General features: G+C 73.2%; 14 protein-coding genes and 1 pseudogene. 7 read left to right on the top strand and 8 right to left on the bottom strand.

The annotated features are described in order from the left end of the window. Positions 1-66 precede the first annotated feature (66 nt). From ABZY20_RS35425 to ABZY20_RS35415, 3 genes and pseudogenes are all read right to left on the bottom strand, one after another. A complete protein-coding gene (locus tag ABZY20_RS35425) occupies positions 67-648 on the bottom strand; it encodes a TerD family protein (protein WP_356447346.1) in 582 nt (193 codons plus the stop codon). A gap of 827 nt (positions 649-1475) precedes the next feature. Continuing rightward, entirely contained in the window at positions 1476-2051 is a 576-nt protein-coding gene (locus ABZY20_RS35420) for a TerD family protein (RefSeq protein ID WP_356447344.1), read from the bottom strand. A gap of 139 nt (positions 2052-2190) precedes the next feature. Next, positions 2191-2456, bottom strand: a pseudogene (locus tag ABZY20_RS35415) (hypothetical protein); the annotation flags it as partial. 112 nt (positions 2457-2568) lie between these two features. Between ABZY20_RS35415 and ABZY20_RS35410 the strand changes: the two are divergent. Both ABZY20_RS35410 and ABZY20_RS35405 read left to right on the top strand, forming a co-directional pair. Continuing rightward, positions 2569-2958, top strand: a complete 390-nt coding sequence (locus ABZY20_RS35410) for a BlaI/MecI/CopY family transcriptional regulator (RefSeq protein WP_356447342.1) — start codon at positions 2569-2571, stop codon at positions 2956-2958. 6 nt (positions 2959-2964) lie between these two features. Continuing rightward, entirely contained in the window at positions 2965-3897 is a 933-nt protein-coding gene (locus ABZY20_RS35405) for a M56 family metallopeptidase (protein WP_356447340.1), read from the top strand. A 623-nt stretch (positions 3898-4520) separates the two neighbouring features. Here ABZY20_RS35405 and ABZY20_RS35400 read toward each other — a convergent pair. The 3 genes from ABZY20_RS35400 to ABZY20_RS35390 form a co-directional block, all read right to left on the bottom strand. Continuing rightward, positions 4521-4976 (bottom strand): TerB family tellurite resistance protein, encoded by a 456-nt coding sequence (locus ABZY20_RS35400; protein ID WP_356447339.1) that lies wholly within the window; start codon positions 4974-4976, stop codon positions 4521-4523. A gap of 153 nt (positions 4977-5129) precedes the next feature. Then, positions 5130-6161 carry a sporulation protein gene (locus ABZY20_RS35395; RefSeq protein WP_356447337.1) on the bottom strand — a complete coding sequence of 344 codons (1032 nt, stop codon included), beginning with the start codon at positions 6159-6161 and terminating at the stop codon, positions 5130-5132. 97 nt (positions 6162-6258) lie between these two features. Further along, positions 6259-6477, bottom strand: a complete 219-nt coding sequence (locus ABZY20_RS35390; RefSeq protein ID WP_356447335.1) for a hypothetical protein — start codon at positions 6475-6477, stop codon at positions 6259-6261. 313 nt (positions 6478-6790) lie between these two features. On the opposite strand from ABZY20_RS35390, the gene ABZY20_RS35385 reads away from it, so the two are divergent. The 4 genes from ABZY20_RS35385 to ABZY20_RS35370 all read left to right on the top strand — a co-directional run bounded on the left by ABZY20_RS35385 (position 6791) and on the right by ABZY20_RS35370 (position 11767). Further along, positions 6791-7678, top strand: coding sequence for a universal stress protein (locus tag ABZY20_RS35385; RefSeq protein WP_356447333.1), 888 nt, complete (start codon positions 6791-6793; stop codon positions 7676-7678). A gap of 248 nt (positions 7679-7926) precedes the next feature. After that, positions 7927-9207, top strand: coding sequence for a hemolysin family protein (locus tag ABZY20_RS35380; protein WP_356447331.1), 1281 nt, complete (start codon positions 7927-7929; stop codon positions 9205-9207). A 203-nt stretch (positions 9208-9410) separates the two neighbouring features. Further along, a complete protein-coding gene (locus ABZY20_RS35375; RefSeq protein WP_356447329.1) occupies positions 9411-10745 on the top strand; it encodes a hemolysin family protein in 1335 nt (444 codons plus the stop codon). Continuing rightward, the gene (locus ABZY20_RS35370; RefSeq protein ID WP_356447328.1) at positions 10742-11767 is read left to right on the top strand and encodes a hemolysin family protein; all 1026 of its coding nucleotides are present in this window, start codon (positions 10742-10744) and stop codon (positions 11765-11767) included. The genes ABZY20_RS35375 and ABZY20_RS35370 overlap by 4 nt, the downstream gene beginning before the upstream one ends. Positions 11768-11889: 122 nt before the next feature. On the opposite strand, the gene ABZY20_RS35365 is transcribed toward ABZY20_RS35370, so the two are convergent. Then, on the bottom strand, positions 11890-12138 hold the full coding sequence (locus ABZY20_RS35365) for a hypothetical protein (protein ID WP_356447326.1): 249 nt from the start codon (positions 12136-12138) through the stop codon (positions 11890-11892). 50 nt (positions 12139-12188) lie between these two features. Beyond that, the gene (locus ABZY20_RS35360) at positions 12189-12827 is read right to left on the bottom strand and encodes a DUF6338 family protein (RefSeq protein WP_356447324.1); all 639 of its coding nucleotides are present in this window, start codon (positions 12825-12827) and stop codon (positions 12189-12191) included. 240 nt (positions 12828-13067) lie between these two features. Between ABZY20_RS35360 and ABZY20_RS35355 the strand changes: the two genes are divergently transcribed. Beyond that, a complete protein-coding gene (locus ABZY20_RS35355; RefSeq protein WP_356447322.1) occupies positions 13068-16373 on the top strand; it encodes a CHAT domain-containing protein in 3306 nt (1101 codons plus the stop codon). The last annotated feature ends 67 nt before the right edge of the window (positions 16374-16440 follow it).

The raw sequence follows: 16440 nt of genomic DNA, 5'->3' as shown, positions 1-16440 counted from the left end.
TGTCCTGCTCTCTTCTCCGGGACCGGGCCCGGGGCCGGGGCGGCGCGGGTGTGGCGGCGGTGACGCTCAGAGGTGGGGGGAGATGGCCGGGAGCAGGTCCTGGAAGGTGCGGCCCGTGGCGGGTTCGCCGATGGCCTTCATCTGCCAGCCGCCGCCGGAGCGGTGGACCTTCGCCATGATCTGGGCGGTGTGGTCGCCGCCGCCGGTGAGCGTGTAGCGGGCCAGTTCGGCACCGGTCGTCTCGTCGACCAGGCGGCAGAAGGCGTTCTGCACCTCGGCGAAGGTCTGGCCCGTGAAGGAGTTGACCGTGAAGACGATCTGGTCGATGTGGCCGGGCACGCGGGCCAGGTCGACCAGGATGGCTTCGTCGTCGCCCGTGCCCACGCCGCCGGTGAGGTTGTCGCCGGTGTGCCGGACCGAGCCGTCGTCGCTGATCAGATGCTGGAAGAAGACGACGTCCGTGGGTTTGCCGGCGGCGAAGAGGACGGCGGAGGCATCCAGGTCGATCTCCCGGGTCCCGGTGAGCTTGGCGAGAAAGCCCTTGCGGGGTGCGGCCTGCCAGCCCAGCCCCATGCGGACGGACCTGAGGACGGTCCCGTCGGACTTGCTGAGGCTGATCTGCTGACCCTTGTTCAGATTCACCGACATGGGACGGGTGCTCCTTGGGTTACTGATGGTGCGTGCGTCGTGGGAGGGGGAAGTGTGGGCGGCCCACGGAAAGGCGCGGCACTGGGCCGGGCCTTCGCGCCGGGGCCGGCGCAGGTTGGTCAGCATGCCCCGCTCGAGCAGGGCCTGATGTCCGGGCTGGTGCCCGTCCGGCCGTGTCCGCGGCGGACGCGAGGGCCGCGCAGACCCGTCACGGCCGCCCACCGCCGTTCTCGGCAGTGCGGCGAAGGCGAGCAGGGCGCTGGTGCCCGCTCAGGGGCAGGACCCATCCGGCTCCGCCCAGCGAGTCGGGCCGGGCGCTTTCCGTGCCGGACAGGGCGCTTTTCGTGCCGGACAGCCGGAGCAGGTGGCCGAGGAGGAGCAGGACCGCAGCGGATGCGGTGGCCACGAGCGGAGTGGGTACCGCCAGGGCGGGCAGCAGGCTGCGGGGGTCGGGGCGGCGCGGCGGCCCCGGCCGTGCCGGTGTCCGCAGGGCGAGGTACGCGCCATACTTCGCACGGGCCGTGGCGGTTGTCTCCCCGGCTGTCTGCTCGGCTGTCTCCTCGACGCCTCCGAGCGCGCACAGGCGCCGGCCCGCGATGGGTCCGGCCGGTGGGGTCGGCCCTCAGCTCCGCCTGCGGGTACGCGGCGCCGAGCGCCAGGGGCGGCACCGCCTCGAAGTCCGGCCTGCCCTCCGGGTGACGGCACGGTGGAGCGGCCACATGGTCTCCTGACGGGTGGAAGGCTTCGCTGACGTCCTCGGTGCCGCGCGGAGGCCGCGCCAGGCCGGCCCCGTTCGGATGCCGGTCCGGCACCGTGTGCGCATGGCGTCAGACGTTCACGCCGAAGTCGGTGGCGATGCCGGCCAGTCCGGAGGCGTATCCCTGGCCGACGGCGCGGAACTTCCACTCGGCGCCGTGGCGGTAGAGCTCCCCGAAGACCATCGCGGTCTCGGTGGAGGCGTCCTCCGACAGGTCGTAGCGGGCGATCTCCGCGCCGCCGGCCTGGTTGACGACCCGGATGAAGGCGTTGCGGACCTGGCCGAAGCTCTGGCCGCGGCTCTCTGCGTCGTGGATGGAGACCGGGAACACGATCCGGTCGACCTCGGCGGGTACGGCGGCGAGGTCGACCTTGACGGTCTCGTCGTCGCCCTCGCCCTCGCCGGTGAGGTTGTCGCCGGTGTGCTCGACCGAGCCGTCGGGGCTCTTGAGGTTGTTGTAGAAGACGAAGTGCCGGTCCGAGGGCACCTTGCCGGAGGCGTCCAGGAGCAGGGCGGAGGCGTCGAGGTCGTAGTCGGTGCCGGTGGTCGTGCGGACGTCCCAGCCCAGACCGACCAGGACGGCGGTGAGGCCCGGCGCCTCCTTGCTGAGCGAGACGTTGCCGCCCTTGGACAGGGAAACTCCCACTGCGTGCTCCTTCTCGGCAGGTGCGATCGAGGCCAACGGCACGGGCCACGATTCACGAATCTACATCACTGTAGAGAAAGTGGAAGGGGGACGCGGCCACCCCCGGGGTTCGGTCCGGTCGCGCGGTCCTCCCTCGCCAGTCCCGTGCATCGCCGATGGGAAGGCGATGGGCCATCAGCAGCACGAGCGCGCCCGCGACGGCCGAGCCCCAGGTCGCGACGTCGAAGAACTCCCGCCGGACCGGCCGGTCGAGAACGCGCGAGGTCGAACAGGTGCGAGGTCGAACAGGTGCGACGACAGCCGGCCGCCGACGAAGGCACCGGCGATGCCGGTGAACGTCATGCCGACACAGCCGCCTCGATCGCGACCGGGCAGGACGGCCGGGAGCAGCGCAGCTTCTACAATTTCGTAGAGGCCAGGACGGGCTTGTCGAGACTCGCCGGACGCCGCAGTGCCCCGGGATGCGTCTATACGATGTCGGCTCGGGAAACGGACGGCGGTGGAAGGGAGACAGGGCGTGACGGAACAGCGGCAGCGTCCCCGGCGACGGGGGCAGGGTGAGCTGGAGGCACTGGTCCTGTCGGCGCTCAGGGAGGCGGACGGACCGGCGACGGCCGGCTGGGTGCAGGACCGACTGGGCGGAGACCTCGCCTACACGACCGTCATCACCATCCTGACCCGGCTGCTGGCCAAGGGGGCGGTCACGCGGGAGCGCGCGGGGCGCTCCTTCACCTGGACTTCCGCGTCGGACCAGGCAGGGCTGGCCGCCCACAGGATGCGCAGGGTGCTGGACTCCGAAAGCGACCGGGAGGCCGTGCTGGCCAGTTTCGTGACCGGCCTGGGGCCCGACGACGAACGGCTGCTGCGGGAACTGCTGGGTCAGCCACGGAGCGAAGGGGAAGACTGAAGCCTCATGGGGGTGTTCGTCTTTCTGCCGCTGGTGCTGCCCCTGACGGCGTGGCCCATCGCGCGCCTGGCCGAGCAGCATCTGCATCCGCGGACCGCGACCCGGCTGCTGACCGGGGTGGCCGCTCTGATGGCTGCGTGCAGCACGCTGTGCCTCGGCCTGGTGATGGTGGTCGGCACCGCCCAACTGCCCGGCAACCCGCTGCCGGACGGCTGGTCCGACCCCGAGGTGCGCGAGGCGGTCCCGTACGACGAGGTCGTCGGCAAGGCGGCGATTCCCGCCCTGTGCGCGGTGCTGGTGGCATGCGGCCGGACGCTGTGGCGGCACGGGCGGGTGCGCCGTCGCGCCCACCGGGCGCTGACCGGGCTGCGGAAGACCGAGGTGGCCGTCCTTCCGGACGTGGTTCCCTACGCCTACGCGCTGCCGGGCGGCCGCCGGGACCGCGTGGTGGTGACCACGGCCATGCTGGACTGCCTCGAACCGGCCGAGCGCCGGGCCCTGTTCGCGCACGAACGGGCCCATCTGACCGCCCGCCACCACCGCTTCCTCCTCGCGGCCCGGCTGGCCGCGCAGGCCAATCCGTTTCTGCGTCCGCTGCGGACGGCGGTGTCGTACACCGCGGAGCGATGGGCGGACGAGGACGCGGCCCGGGCCGTCGGCAGCCGCCGGACCGTGGCGTGCGCGATCGGCAAGGCGGCCCTGGTCTCCCGGGGCACTCCGGTGGCGACCCTGGCCGGCGTGGCTGCGGCGGGCCCGGTGCCGCGCCGGGTGGCGGCGCTGCTGGGCCCCGCCCCCGCGGTACGCAGCTGGCCGCCGCTGTTCACGTCGGTGGGTGTGGCGGCGTGGGGCGCGGCGGCGGGGGCGGTCGTGTCGGCGATGTCCTCGGCGAACTCCGCCGTGACGATGGCCCTCATCCTGCACGCGGCCACGCCTCTTTGACGCGGGCGGCGGGCGTCAGGGGCGCTCGATGAGCAGGGCGGGTGTCCGGTGACGCTTCTCGCCGCGGCGGGCAACGCGAGCAGAGAGCCGACCAGCACCAGCCGGCCGTCAGGACGCCCTGCGGAGCCCGGCCATGCCCCTCCCCGCCCGGGCGCCGCATTCGGAACCGGCCCGCGTACCCCGCGGGGACCGCGACCGGCTCCCGGGCGTCCGCCGCGAGTCGCCAGAGCCGGTGAGTTGCCGGAGCAGGTGAGCTCCGGAGCAGGTGAGTTCCGGAGCCGGCCGGGTGCCGTCCGGGGCACCGAGGAGAGCGGCAGGCGGGGCGTTCGGCCGCGCCGGCGCTCGGGTACGGGGAGACCTGCACGATCCGCCCGCTCGGGCAGGCGTGCTCCGGTGCGGACCGGCGCCCGCTCGGCGACTCGGCGACCGACGCGGACGGGCGGTACAAGGTGGACGCGGAGGTCTGCGGGCGTTCGGCGCGGGTGCGGGTGGTTTCCGCGCCGGGGGACACCACAGGGCTCCGCCCCGCGGATCAGCCGGCGTCCGGCGCGGCTGCTCCGCTCCCCCGGATCGCGCCGGGCCGGCGCCGAAGAGGCGCCGGCCGGACGCGCGGTCCGGGTCGGTCAGAGGTCGAACTCGTGCGGCGGCAGATCGAGGGTGTAGCACGCCTCTCGGACCACGGCCTGCTCGTCCTTGTCGAAGTCGCCGTCGGCGCCGCCGATGACGATGCCGATCTGGATGACGGCCCGGGCTTCAGCCGGCTTCTTCTTGGCCTTGGCGATCTCCTGCATGACGCTCACCTTGCCGAAGTCGAAGTCGGCGGTGAGCTTGTTCAGGTTCTCCTCGAAACGGCGGCGCAGGTCGTCGGCGGGGAAGTTCTGCAGCACCTCGTTGGTGGCGATGAGCTGGGCCACGCGCTGCCGTTCGGACGGGTCGACGGTTCCGTCCGCGGCGGCGACCAGCGCGCACATCGCCATGCTCGCGTCGCGGAAGGCGCCGCTCTTCAGGTCGTTCTTCTTCGCCATGAGCTGGGTCTGCATCGTCGATGCGGACTCCTTGAGGCGGTCCCACAGGGTCATGAGAACTCCGTACGGGTCGGGAGGACGCCCGGACCGGATGCTCCGGGCGGCGTTTCCTCTACAGCACTGTAGAAGTTACCAGCAGGGAGCGGGTACCTGCGCCTCCCGCTCCCTGCTGCCGCGCCCTCGGCCCTCCGCCGGGGCGGCCCGGTGTCAGCCCTCGTCCTCCTCTTCGCCCTCGAAGAAGTCCCCGACCTCGTCCACGACTTCGGCCGCGACCATGCCGCCGACGACACCGACCGCGAGTCCGGCGGCACCCGCGGCGACGACGGTGCCCATACCGGGGCCGGAACGGTGGTGGCCGCCGTGGTGGTCACCGTGACCGTGGTGTCCGCCGTCCCCGTGCCCGGGGTACGGGTCACCGTGACCGTAGGCACCGTGGGAACCGTGACCGTAGGCGCCATGGGACCCGTGCGCCGCGCGCTGCTCGACCAACTGGCGGATCCAGCCGTCCACTTCGGCGTTCCAGTCACGGGAGTCGTGATGGCCGACGGTGAAGCGGTTCAGGGCGTCATGGCCGCCGGAGAAGAGGCCACCGCGCTTGTCGGCCTCCAGGACGACCTCCATGCCACCCGGGTGGGCCAGGAAGGTCACCTCGATCTCGTTGACCTGGTGCGCGTACTGCGGCGCCGGGGTGAGCTCGATCTCCTGGTAGAAGGGCAGCTGCTGGCCGGTGCCGCCGATGCGTCCGTACTCGAGGTCGGCGGACTTGAAGCCGAAGCCCAGCTGCCCGAGGGCCTCCAGGATCGCCTCCTGCGCCGGCAGCGGGGCGATGTTCAGCTGGTCCAGGTCGCCCTTGTCCTTCGCGCCGGCCACCGCCAGCTCGGTGCGTACGCCGAGGACGATGCCCAGGCCCTGTCCGTAGAGCTCGGTGACGGGTGTCTCCCACGGCAGCGTCACGGTGAACGGGACGCCGTGCTGCTCGCCCGCGCCGAGCCGGAAGCCTCCCCCGACGGTGAACCGCTCGAAGGCGACGACGCCCTCGCTCTCGCCCTCGTCGTGCTCGGCCTCCACCCGCGCCACGAGCTCCAGGGTGATGTGCTCGATGTCGAAGTCCGCGTCCCCGCCCTTGAGGTGAACCTGGCCGGTCAGCGCGCCGCCGGGGCGGGCGGCTCCCGGGTCGAGGACCGTGTCGACGGTGGGTCCGCCCACGCCCAGTGATCCGAGCAGTCGTTTGAACACCATGATGGCGTCCACTCCTTATGCGTGCGTGTGTCTCGTTCGGGTGCGGGGCCGCGCGCCGGGGCGGGCGCGCGGCCCCGCGGCTGTGTGCGCGGAGGCGCTACTTGGCCGCATCCAGCGCGGCGAGGGCCTGCGCCCAGCGGACGTACTTCAACTCGGCCAGGTCGGCTACGGTCTTGACCCCGAACGCCTCCTGAAGCAGCTCGCCGTCCCGGTCGGAAACACCCTTGAGCGCCCCCACCGGAGCGGCCAGGATCTCGGACAGACTCTTGTCCGCCCAGGCCTTGTCGAGCACCTTGTCCAGGTCGATCGAAGCCATGCGTGTCCTCTTCCGCGTGCGTGAGGCCCGGCCCTGCCGCGGGCCTTCTACAAACGAGTAGAAGCATAGAGCCGTGGCGGGCCGGGAGAAGCATGGTCAGCCCGCGGACGGGGGAAACGGCCGAAAACCCGCTCTTGCGAGGCCGCGCGCGGCGAGGTGCTCCCTGCAGCCGGGCCCCGTCCGAGACGTGCGGGCGGGGACGGGGAGAGGGACCGAAGGGTCCCGGCCATGGGCCCGGGTTTCTCTGGCGGGGCGGAGCGGACGGCGTGAAGGTGGTGGTGAGGGGGCTGGCGTCCGGGATCCGGGAGGCATCGTGGCCGGTCGGGTGGTTGTGGGTGTGGACGGGTCGGCGTCGGGCCTGGCGGCGGTGGAGGTTGCGGCGCACGAGGCGCGGCTGCGAGGCGCCGAGCTGCGGGTGGTGCACGCCTTCCTGTGGCCCGCGATGCATCCGCCGCCGGGTTCGTCGCCGCTGGGCCCGCCGGCGGGTGGTGTGCGGAGCGCGGTGGAGCGGCTGGTGGCCGAGGCGGTGGGGCGCGCCGGGTCCGCCGAGCCGGAGGTGACGGTCTCGACCGCCGTGGTGCCGGGTGAACCCCTGACGGTGCTGGAGGTCCAGTCGCGTGCCGCCGAGCTGGTGGTGGTCGGGTCCCGCGGGACGGGCGGGTTCACCGGGCTCCTGGTGGGCTCGACGGCGGTGCATCTGGCGGCGCACGGCCGGTGCCCGGTGCTCGTGGTGCGGGAGGAGCCGCGTGCGGACGGCCCGGTCGCGGTGGGCGTCGACGGCTCCCCGGCGGGAGAGCGGGCGGTGGACTTCGCCTTCGCCGAGGCCGCGCTGCACCGGACCGGTCTGGTGGCCGTGCACGCCCGGACCGCGCGGAACACGCCGATGCCCGCCGCGCGGGACGTTTCGGTGCGCTCCGCGGACGGACCGGCCGGTCTCGCACAGGGCGAGGAACGCCTGCTGTCCGAGGTGCTGGCCGGCCATCGGGAGCGCCACCCGGATGTGACCGTACGGCACGAGGTGGTGCACGGAGGGGCGCGCGAGGCGTTGATCGAGGCGAGCCGTTCCGCCCGGCTGACGGTGGTCGGCGCCCGGGGACGGGGCGGTATCGCCGGGCTGCTGCTGGGGTCGGTCAGCCAGGCACTGCTGCATCACGCGCACGGTCCGGTGGCGGTGGTGCGGGGCGCGGACGCCCGTCGCTGACACACGGCGGACAGCGGGCCGCGGTGGGCCCTGCGTGTGCGGGGGCGCCTGCGCGGCGGGAGGGTGCGCGCCGGTCGAGGGCGGGACCGCGCACGGCGAGGGCCATCGCGCGGGGAGTGCCGTCCGGTGGTGCCGACGGCCCCTGGGAACGCGTCACGAGCCCGGCCCGCGCGCCTGTCGTGCGCTGACGTGCGCTGACGTGCGCCTGTCGTGCGGTGGAGCAGCCCGCTGGGTGACACGGTGGAAGCATGGACGGGTACGGGTTCGACATCGCCCTCATCGCAGCGCTGATCGTGCTCAACGCGCTGTTCGCCGGCACCGAGATCGCGCTGGTCTCCTTGACGGAGAGCCAACTGCGCCGGCTGCGCGAGGGCGGCGGAGCACGGGAGACGCGGCTGGTGCGCCTCGCTCAGGACCCCAACCGGTTCCTGGCCACCATCCAGATCGGCATCACCCTGGCCGGTTTCCTGGCCTCTGCGACGGCCGCGGTATCGCTGGCGGAGCCGCTGGCGCCCTTCTTCGGGTTCGCCGGCGGGGCCGCGGAGCCGCTGGCCATCGCCCTGGTGACCTTGGTTCTGACCTTCGTGACCCTGGTGGCGGGCGAGCTGGCTCCCAAGCGGCTGGCGATGCAGTACGCGCAGCGGTGGTCCCTGCTGGCGGCGACTCCCCTGGACGTCCTGGCCACGGCGGCACGTCCTGCCGTCTGGGCGCTGAGCCGAGCCACCGACCTGCTCGTCCGGATGTTCGGGGGCGATCCGCGCGAGACCCGCAGGCCTCCGAGCACCGAGGAACTGCGTGACATGGTCGTCAGTCAGCGCGGCCTCACCGCGGAACAGCGCACCATCATGTCCAGCGCCCTGGAGATCCACGAACGCACCCTGCGCGCCGTGGTCGTCCCACGCCGCGCCGTGTTCGGCCTGCCCGACGATCTGCCCGCCGCTCGGGCCCGGCTCGACCTGGCCCGCTCCGGCCACTCCCGCGCCCCGGTCCTGCGCTCCGGCCGTATCGACGACGTCGTCGGCATCGTCCACCTGCGCGATCTGACCACCGCCGACGACACCGCACCCGTCACCGACCTCGCCCGGCCCGCGCCCTACTTCTCCGACTTCACCAAGGTCTCCGAAGCCCTCCGCCGCATGATGGCCGCCCACCAGCAGTTCGCCCTCGTCGTCGACGAGCACGGCTCCGTCGACGGCATCGTCACGATCGAGGACCTGCTGGAGGAGATCGTCGGCGAGATCTACGACGAGACCGACACCGACCTGACGACCGTCAGGACCCAGTCCGACGGGTCCCTGCTCGTGCCCGGCGGTTTCCCGGTCCATGACCTTCCCGACCTGGGCATCGACATCGGGGATCTCGCACACGGCCCGTACACGACCGTCGCCGGCCTCGTGCTGGCACAGCTGGGGCACCTGCCCGGGCAGCCGGGAGACAGCGTCCGGCTCGCGGACTGGACCTTTCAGGTCGCCGAGGTCCACCGGCACGCCATCACGGCCGTCCGGCTGCGGCGCCACCGGCCGCGGTGATCCGTACTCCGCCGGGCAGGGGTGGGCGGGGGACGCGCTTTGCGACTCCTTTACAGTTGGTGTAGAAGCAGGCGATCCTGTTTCCACCCACTGTCCACCTGTGCAACGAGAAGGAGCGACGTACCCCCGATGGGTGAGCCTCCCAGTACCAGCCGTGCCACGGCCCGCCGGACTCCCGCGATCGAGGGAGCGGGGGTGGCACGGTGACCGAGGTCCTGCTGCTCCTGCTGGCCCTCCTGCTCACACTGGCCTGCGCGGTGTTCGTCGCCGCCGAGTTCTCGCTGACCACCGTCGAGCGCGCCGACCTGGAGCGCGCCGCTGAGGCGGGCGAGCGTGGCGCGGACGGTGCGCTGAAGGCCGTACGGCGTCTCACGCTGCAGCTGTCCGGCGCCCAGCTGGGCATCACCGTCACCTCCCTGGTGATCGGCATGCTCGCCGAGCCGTCCCTCGCGGCGCTGCTGCGCGGCCCGCTGCGGGCGATCGGCCTGGGCGCTGCCGCCTCGTCGGTGGCGACGGTGCTCGGCGTGGTCGTCTCCACCGTCGTGCTGATGGTGGTGGGCGAGCTGGTGCCGAAGAACTGGGCGATCTCCCGGCCGCTGGCGGTGGCCAAGGTGGTCGCCGGTCCGCAGCGCGTGTTCACGGCCGCGTTCGGCCCGTTCATCGGGCACCTGAACGGCACCGCGAACCGTTTCGTCCGCCGCCTCGGTCTGGAGCCCGCCGAGGAACTGGCCTCCGCCCGTACCGCCGAGGAACTGGGCGCGCTCGCCCGGCACTCGGCCGCCGAGGGAGCCCTGGAGGCGGACTCCGCCGAGCTGTTCGTGCGGACCCTGCACCTGGGTGAACTGACGGCCCAGAACGTGATGACGCCGAGGGTCGACGTGAAGGCCCTGGAGGTGCACGCGACCGCCGCCGACGCCGCGAACCTCTCCCACGCGACCGGGCTGTCCCGCTTCCCGGTCTACCGCCACAGCCTGGACGAGGTGGTGGGGACCGTCCACATCCGGGACGTGCTCGCCCTGGAGCCGGGGAAGCGGGCGGCCACGCCGGTCACGGAGCTGACCGCGGAGCCGTTGCTGGTACCCGACAGCCTCACCGCCGACCGGCTGCTGGAGCGGCTGCGCGAGCACCGCACCATGGCCGTGGTCATCGACGAGTACGGCGGCACGGCGGGTGTGGCGACCGTGGAGGACATCGTCGAGGAGGTGGTCGGCGAGGTGCGCGACGAGCACGATCCCTTCGAGGCACCCGACCTCGTCCCCGCTCCGGCGACGCGGGACGGGCGCGCGGTGTGGGAGGCGGACGGCAGTGTCCGCCTCGACCAGCTCACGGACATCGGACTCAGCGCGCCGGAAGGGCCGTACGAGACGGTCGCCGGGCTCATCGCCACGCGTCTGGCCCGCATCCCCGGCAAGGGAGACGTCGTGCACCTCGACGGCTGGCAGCTCGAGGTGCTGGAGGTCGAGCACCACCGCGCCGACCGGATACGCCTCACCGAGTCGGCAGCCCTGCCCGCCCAGCTCATGGAGGAAGCCCGATGACCGCGCTGCAACTGGCCATCGGCGCCCTGACCCTGCTCACCAACGCGTTCTTCGTCGGTGCCGAGTTCGCCCTGGTCTCGGTGCGCCGCAGCCAGATCGAGCCGCGCGCCCAGGCGGGCGACAAGCGGGCCCGGATGACGCTGTGGGCACTGGAGCACCTGTCCGCGATGATGGCCACCGCCCAGCTCGGCATCACCGTCTCCTCGCTGGTGCTGGGCGCGGTCGCCGAGCCGGCGATCGCGCACCTGCTGGAGCCCGGCTTCGAAGCCGCTCACATTCCGCACGGCCTGGTGCACCCGATCGCGTTCGTCATCGCGCTCACCCTCGCCACCTATCTGCACATGCTGATCGGCGAGATGGTGCCGAAGAACATCGCGCTGGCGGCCCCGGTCCCCAGTGCGCTGCTGCTGGGCCCGCCGCTGGTGGCGCTGACGCGGGCGCTGCGGCCGTTCGTGTTCGGGATCAACGCCTTCGCCAACGCCCTGCTCAAGCTGCTGCGGGTGGAGCCGAAGGACGAGGTCGAGTCGGTCTTCACCGACGACCAGCTCGCCCGCATGGTCGTCGACTCCAGTGAGGCCGGCCTGCTCAGCCCGGCCGACGGCGAGCGGTTGCGGGACGCGCTGGAGCTGGGCACCCGGCCGGTCGGCGAGATCGTCGTCCCGGCGCAGCGGATGCGTACCGTCGACGACTCGGTCACCCCTGCCAGGCTGGAACGGCTGGCGGCCGAGGCGGGCTTCTCGCGCTTCCCGGTCACCGGCGCGGACGGCGTCGTCCTGGGGTACCTGCACATCAAGGACACCTTGGGCGCCACCGACCGCGACCGGCCCTTCCCGCGCTCCGCGCTGCACAAGGTCACCCGCGTGCGCATCGACACCCCGCTGGACGACGCCCTCACCGCCCTGCGCGCCGAGGGCAGCCATCTGGCCGCCGTCGTCGGGGAGAGCGGCAAGGTCATCGGCTTCGTGACCATGGAGGACGTCCTGTCCGAACTGGTCGGCCCGGCCGCCCCGGCCACCGCGTGAGAGCCGCCGGGCTTCTAGGAGCGACGGCGGCGCCTCGCGCGGTTCCGGCTCTGGGACGAGGAGGCGCAGGGGCCCGCCCCGAGGCGCAGGGGCGCAGGGTACGGCGCGCGGTGGGTGGCTGTTCAGTCCTGGTCGCCCGCCGACGTGCCGGAGCCGTCCGCCGGCTGGGCAGGAGGCGCCGCCGGTGCGGGCTCGGCCTCCGCCTGCGGCATCGGCGAGGCGCCGGCCCTGCCGCCGGGCGGCGCCGGCGGGGTGGAAACCGTCCCCGCCTCGGGACCGGTCGGCTGGAAACCGCGGTCGTCTCCCGGTGCGTCGAGCCAGGCGCGCTCCTGCGCGGTCAGCTCCTCGTCCGGCACGCGCTGATCGGACATGACTGGGGTCCCCTCCTCCTTGACGGGCTGGTGGCCGTGCGGCCGGACGGCTACGGCGCGTCGACCAGCTCCAGTACGTCGATGTTCTCAACGCGCAGGTACACACCGGCGGTTCCCGTGACCGGGGGTCCGAAGCTGCCGTCGCTGCCCATCTCGTAGGACCACTGGAGGAAGAGGTCCGAGGCGTGGGGGTAGCCGGACGCGTACGAACGGCTGTCGTACCAGCCGCCCACCCACGTGCCGTCCTTGAGCCGTGCGCGGACGAAGCACGGCCTGCCGTCGCCGGAATGGCCGAAGACGTGGTCCCAGGCCGTGGGAGCGGGGCGGAAGACGGCTGTCGTGCGGCGTCGTTGCCACCAGGAGACGGCCGCGGCGCCGGCGGCGGGCACGCCGAGGAAGAGCAGCCCGGCCCACAGCCCGACCGCCCGCGGCTGCTCGGCGAGGGCCGTGAAGAGCGAGCCGCCGTCCTTCTCGGGGCGGAAGGTGCCGACCAGGTGCGGGCCGACGGCCACGGCGTACACGGCGTCCAGTGCCACGCTCGCCGTGACGGCTCTCAACACCCGCTCGCCGAGTTGGCGTTCACCGGGCACCGGGCCCCGCCACCGCTCGCGCAGGTACTGGAACGTGACCCCCGGGAGGACGAGAAGCACCAAGAGGACGAACTGCTGGACGGAGGACGGCGTCTGCATCCGGCCAGCCTCGCACCCGGGGCAACCGGTGTCGCCGGGAACGCCGTTGTCGGGGCAGGGAGGCGTCCCTACCTGCTGAGCGGCCCACGTCCGCCCGGATGTCCGACGCCCGCTCCGCAGCCGTCGTTTCGCGTCCTCACCAATTCCGGCCCGAGGCGTGTGCCCGGATCGGGTCCGGGAGAATCCGTGAACGCGGCCTGCCCTTGCCAGCCGTGTGCTTGGCTTTTCACGGGGGTGGGGATGACGCACGCGGTTGCTCCCGGCGCGGAGCGGATCCGTCGGCTGCTGGAGCGGCAGCGGTACGCCGGTGTGCTGGAGGCGGTGGACCCGGACACCGCCGACGAGGAGACCTGGACCCTGCTTCTGCGCTGCCGCCTCGAGCAGGGGCTCGTACGCGATGCGCTCGTCCTGGCGGAAGCGGGCCGGCGGCGGTTCCCGGGAGACGGGGTCGCCGGGCTGTGGTGCCGTTTCGCCGCCCTGCACGCGACGGACGCCGTGCTGACTCCTGCGGTGCTCGACGCGTTCCTCCGTCACGGTGAGCACCGCGCCGCCGAGGCCGACGAGCACTCCCCCGCGGCCGCGACGGCGGCCCACCTGCGGGCGCAGGCTTTGGGACTGGAATGCGTCCTGCGTGGCCGACTGCCCGAGTCCGGCGGGCTGGTGGGCGAAGCGTGGGAAGTGGCAGCCGTCGGCTATCGTCGTGCCGGCCTGCCCGCGGAAGCGGACCGCGTCCTGCGGCGCGCGGCGTCGTTCCTCACCCGCGGCCCCGGCAGCGACGTACCGCGAGCCCGCCGGCTGCTGGTAGCCGCAGCGGGGGAAGCCGAACGGCGGGGCGACGCGCTCTCCCGCGCCGAGACGGCCTTCGCGTCGGCGGAGCTGGAGCTGGAGGTGTGGTTCGCACGGGAGTTCGGCGAGCAGGACGCCGACGTGGTGCCGCTCGCCGAAGCCTTGGAGAGGGCGGCAGACGGCCTGGCGGAGGCCGGAGGATGCCTCGCCGAAGGCCGGGCACTGTGGGTGATGGGCCGGCTGTGCCTGGAGTACGGCGTGCCCGACGGCGTACCACTCGCCGGGGAAGCCGCCATCCACTTCCGCCAAGGACTGGCCGTGGGGCAGGAGTTGGCGGTGTGGCAGGCACTGGAGGTCTGGCATCTGCGTCAGGGGGACGCTTCCGCCCGGGAGCGGGCCCGCGTCGAAGCGTCCGCACTCACCGAGCGCGTCGGGCACCCGCTGGCGGACGAGGCGCTCGCGATCAGTGACGTGGACAGTGCCTTCCGTGGCGCCGAACAGGGCCGCGCCGAGGCCCTCACCGCCGGCGCGGACCTGGTGACCGACCGGATGTTCCCCGGTCAGGCCGTGGTGCGCGCCTCGGTGCTGGCCACCATGGAGCTCACCGAGGAGGCCGTCGCCCTCCTGCGCGAGGTCGCACGCGAGCTGCGCGCACACCCCTCCCCCAGCACCCTGCTGCCTCAGGTGTCGCTCTCCCTCGCCAACCTGCTCGCCCGTACCGACAGCATCGCGGCCGACGCGGAGCTGGTGCGCGGCGCCGACGCCGCGCGTGTCGTCGGCGAACCCGCCGACGAGGCCCGATGCCTCGCCCTGCGCGCCTGGGTGTCCGTGCTCGCCCGCAAACAGGGGGGCTGCGGGGCCCTGTCCTCCGTCGAGTCCGACGGCCAGTTCGACCGTGCCGTGGAACTGCTGCTGCCCCTGCGCACGCTCGAAGCGCGCGACCACCTGATCTCGGTGTTCCAGCAGCGGGGCCAGGCCGCCTTCTTCGACAGCGACTGGGAGCGGTGCGGGCACTGGCTCACGCGGTCGGAGGAGCTGGCTCGCGGTCTGGGGCTGGGGTTCCAGCTCGCCTACACCCTGAGCTACCAGGCGCTGGTGCTGATGGAGATCGCCCGCACGGGTGGCCTGCACCTCTACGAAGAGGCGGACCGGCGGTTGCGGGAGGCGCAGACCGGGTACGTGGCGGCGGGCATCCGTGGGGAGATCTGGCGCCTGCTGTTCCACCGCGGCCTCTGTGCCCTGGAGTCGGGGGACCGCCATGCGCCCTCCCCCGAGGAACGTGACCGTCTCCGGGGACGCGCTGCCACCTTCCTCCTCGAGGCGGCGCAGGAGATCGACCGGCTCAGGGCGGCGTCCGCCACGGCGCAGACGCCCGCGCTGCGGACCCAGGTCGCGCGCATCGCCTCCGGCGGCGGCAAGAGCGAGGTGTACCGGATCGGGTTCGAACTGCACTGGCACCGCAGAGCCGACCCGTGCGAGGCGTTGCGATGGCTGGAGCGGGCGAAAGCCCGCACCCTGCTGGACGGGCTCACGGCCCTGACGCGAACAGCCGGGCAGCGGTCACCGGAACTCGCCCGCGAGCGCGACCTGCAGCAGCGGCCGGCGGCCACGGACGCCGGGGAACTGGCCCTGCGGGAGGAGATCGATCAGCTGCTGGCGTCTCTGCGAGGCGGCCCTCTGGACGCCTACGCACAGGTCAAGCTGGCCGAGCCGCCGCGGTACGGGACGCTGCGGGCGGCCTTGCAGGCGGAGCGGCGGCACACGCAGGGGCGTCGGCTCGTGGTGGCCGAGTACCGGTGCACGCCCAGCGAGACGCTGGTGTTCGGCCTGCGTGAGGACTGGGACGAGCCCGAGGTGGCGGCCGTACCGCTCGATCACGGGGCGCTCTCCCGGTTCGCCGGCCAATACGTCCACCGGCCCGGTGGCGTGCGGGCGCTGATGGAGGAGCGCACCGGCGCCGGAACGCGTGCCTGGGACGGCTTCGCCTCGCTCGTCGCACCGCTGTCCCGCTGGACGGAGCCCGGAGACGTCGTCTGCCTCGTGCCGCACGGGGTCCTGCACGACCTTCCTCTGCACACCCTTCCGGTCGCCGGTGAGCCGCTGCTGCTGCGTAACCCCGTGACCTACAGCCCGAGCAGCGCCGCCCTGCTGGAGCTGCTGAACCGCGGGACTCGCGGCACCGCCACACGCACCGGCACCGCGGCCGTCTTCGGTGACTCCCTGGGTGACCTGCCGATGGCTTCCGGCGAGGCTCGGGCCGTCGCCCGTCTGTTGTCGGTGGAAGCGGCCACCGGAGCGGAGGTCACCGGCGACCGTGTGCTCGGTGCACTGGGTTCGCGTTCCCTGGTCCATGTCGCCGGGCACGGGCGCCTGTCCACCGGCGACGGCTTCGAGCACGGCATGGAACTCGCCGACGGCACCCTGCGCGCCTCCGACCTGATCGGCAGGCGGGTGGCCGCGGGCCTGGTGGTGCTCAGCGGCTGCGAGACCGGCGTGAACGAGTACCGGGCGGGTGACGAACCGGTCGGTCTGACCCGGGCCCTGCTGCTGGGCGGGAGCCGGACGGTGATCGCCGGCCAGTGGCGGGTGGTCGACGGCTCCGCCGCCGCCCTGTTCTCGGTCTTCCACCGTCAGCTCGCCGCGGGGCACGGCAGCGCCGACGCCCTGCACCGGGCGGCACGGGCGGTGGCGGGCAGGCCCGCTGAGCGTCGGCACTTCTACCACTGGGGCGCGTTCGTCGCCGTGGGCGACTGGCTGTAGCCGGGCGGGCACCGCTTCGGTGACCGCCACGCCGTTCTTGTACGCCTTGCCCGGGACGGGTTGGCCG

This window comes from Streptomyces sp. NPDC006624 (genome assembly GCF_040611555.1).
In the GTDB taxonomy this organism is placed as follows: domain Bacteria; phylum Actinomycetota; class Actinomycetes; order Streptomycetales; family Streptomycetaceae; genus Streptomyces.
Note: the sequence above shows the minus strand (reverse complement) of the source record. Positions and strands in the feature narration are given on the sequence as shown.

Coding starts and splice junctions, on each gene's coding strand:
- ABZY20_RS35425 (WP_356447346.1), bottom strand. CDS start 648: ATGTCGGTGAATCTGAACAAGGGTCAGCAGATCAGCCTCAGCAAGTCC.
- ABZY20_RS35405 (WP_356447340.1), top strand. CDS start 2,965: ATGGGGGTGTTCGTCTTTCTGCCGCTGGTGCTGCCCCTGACGGCGTGG.
- ABZY20_RS35400 (WP_356447339.1), bottom strand. CDS start 4,976: ATGACCCTGTGGGACCGCCTCAAGGAGTCCGCATCGACGATGCAGACC.
- ABZY20_RS35395 (WP_356447337.1), bottom strand. CDS start 6,161: ATGGTGTTCAAACGACTGCTCGGATCACTGGGCGTGGGCGGACCCACC.
- ABZY20_RS35390 (WP_356447335.1), bottom strand. CDS start 6,477: ATGGCTTCGATCGACCTGGACAAGGTGCTCGACAAGGCCTGGGCGGAC.
- ABZY20_RS35380 (WP_356447331.1), top strand. CDS start 7,927: ATGGACGGGTACGGGTTCGACATCGCCCTCATCGCAGCGCTGATCGTG.
- ABZY20_RS35370 (WP_356447328.1), top strand. CDS start 10,742: ATGACCGCGCTGCAACTGGCCATCGGCGCCCTGACCCTGCTCACCAAC.
- ABZY20_RS35365 (WP_356447326.1), bottom strand. CDS start 12,138: ATGTCCGATCAGCGCGTGCCGGACGAGGAGCTGACCGCGCAGGAGCGC.
- ABZY20_RS35360 (WP_356447324.1), bottom strand. CDS start 12,827: ATGCAGACGCCGTCCTCCGTCCAGCAGTTCGTCCTCTTGGTGCTTCTC.
- ABZY20_RS35355 (WP_356447322.1), top strand. CDS start 13,068: ATGACGCACGCGGTTGCTCCCGGCGCGGAGCGGATCCGTCGGCTGCTG.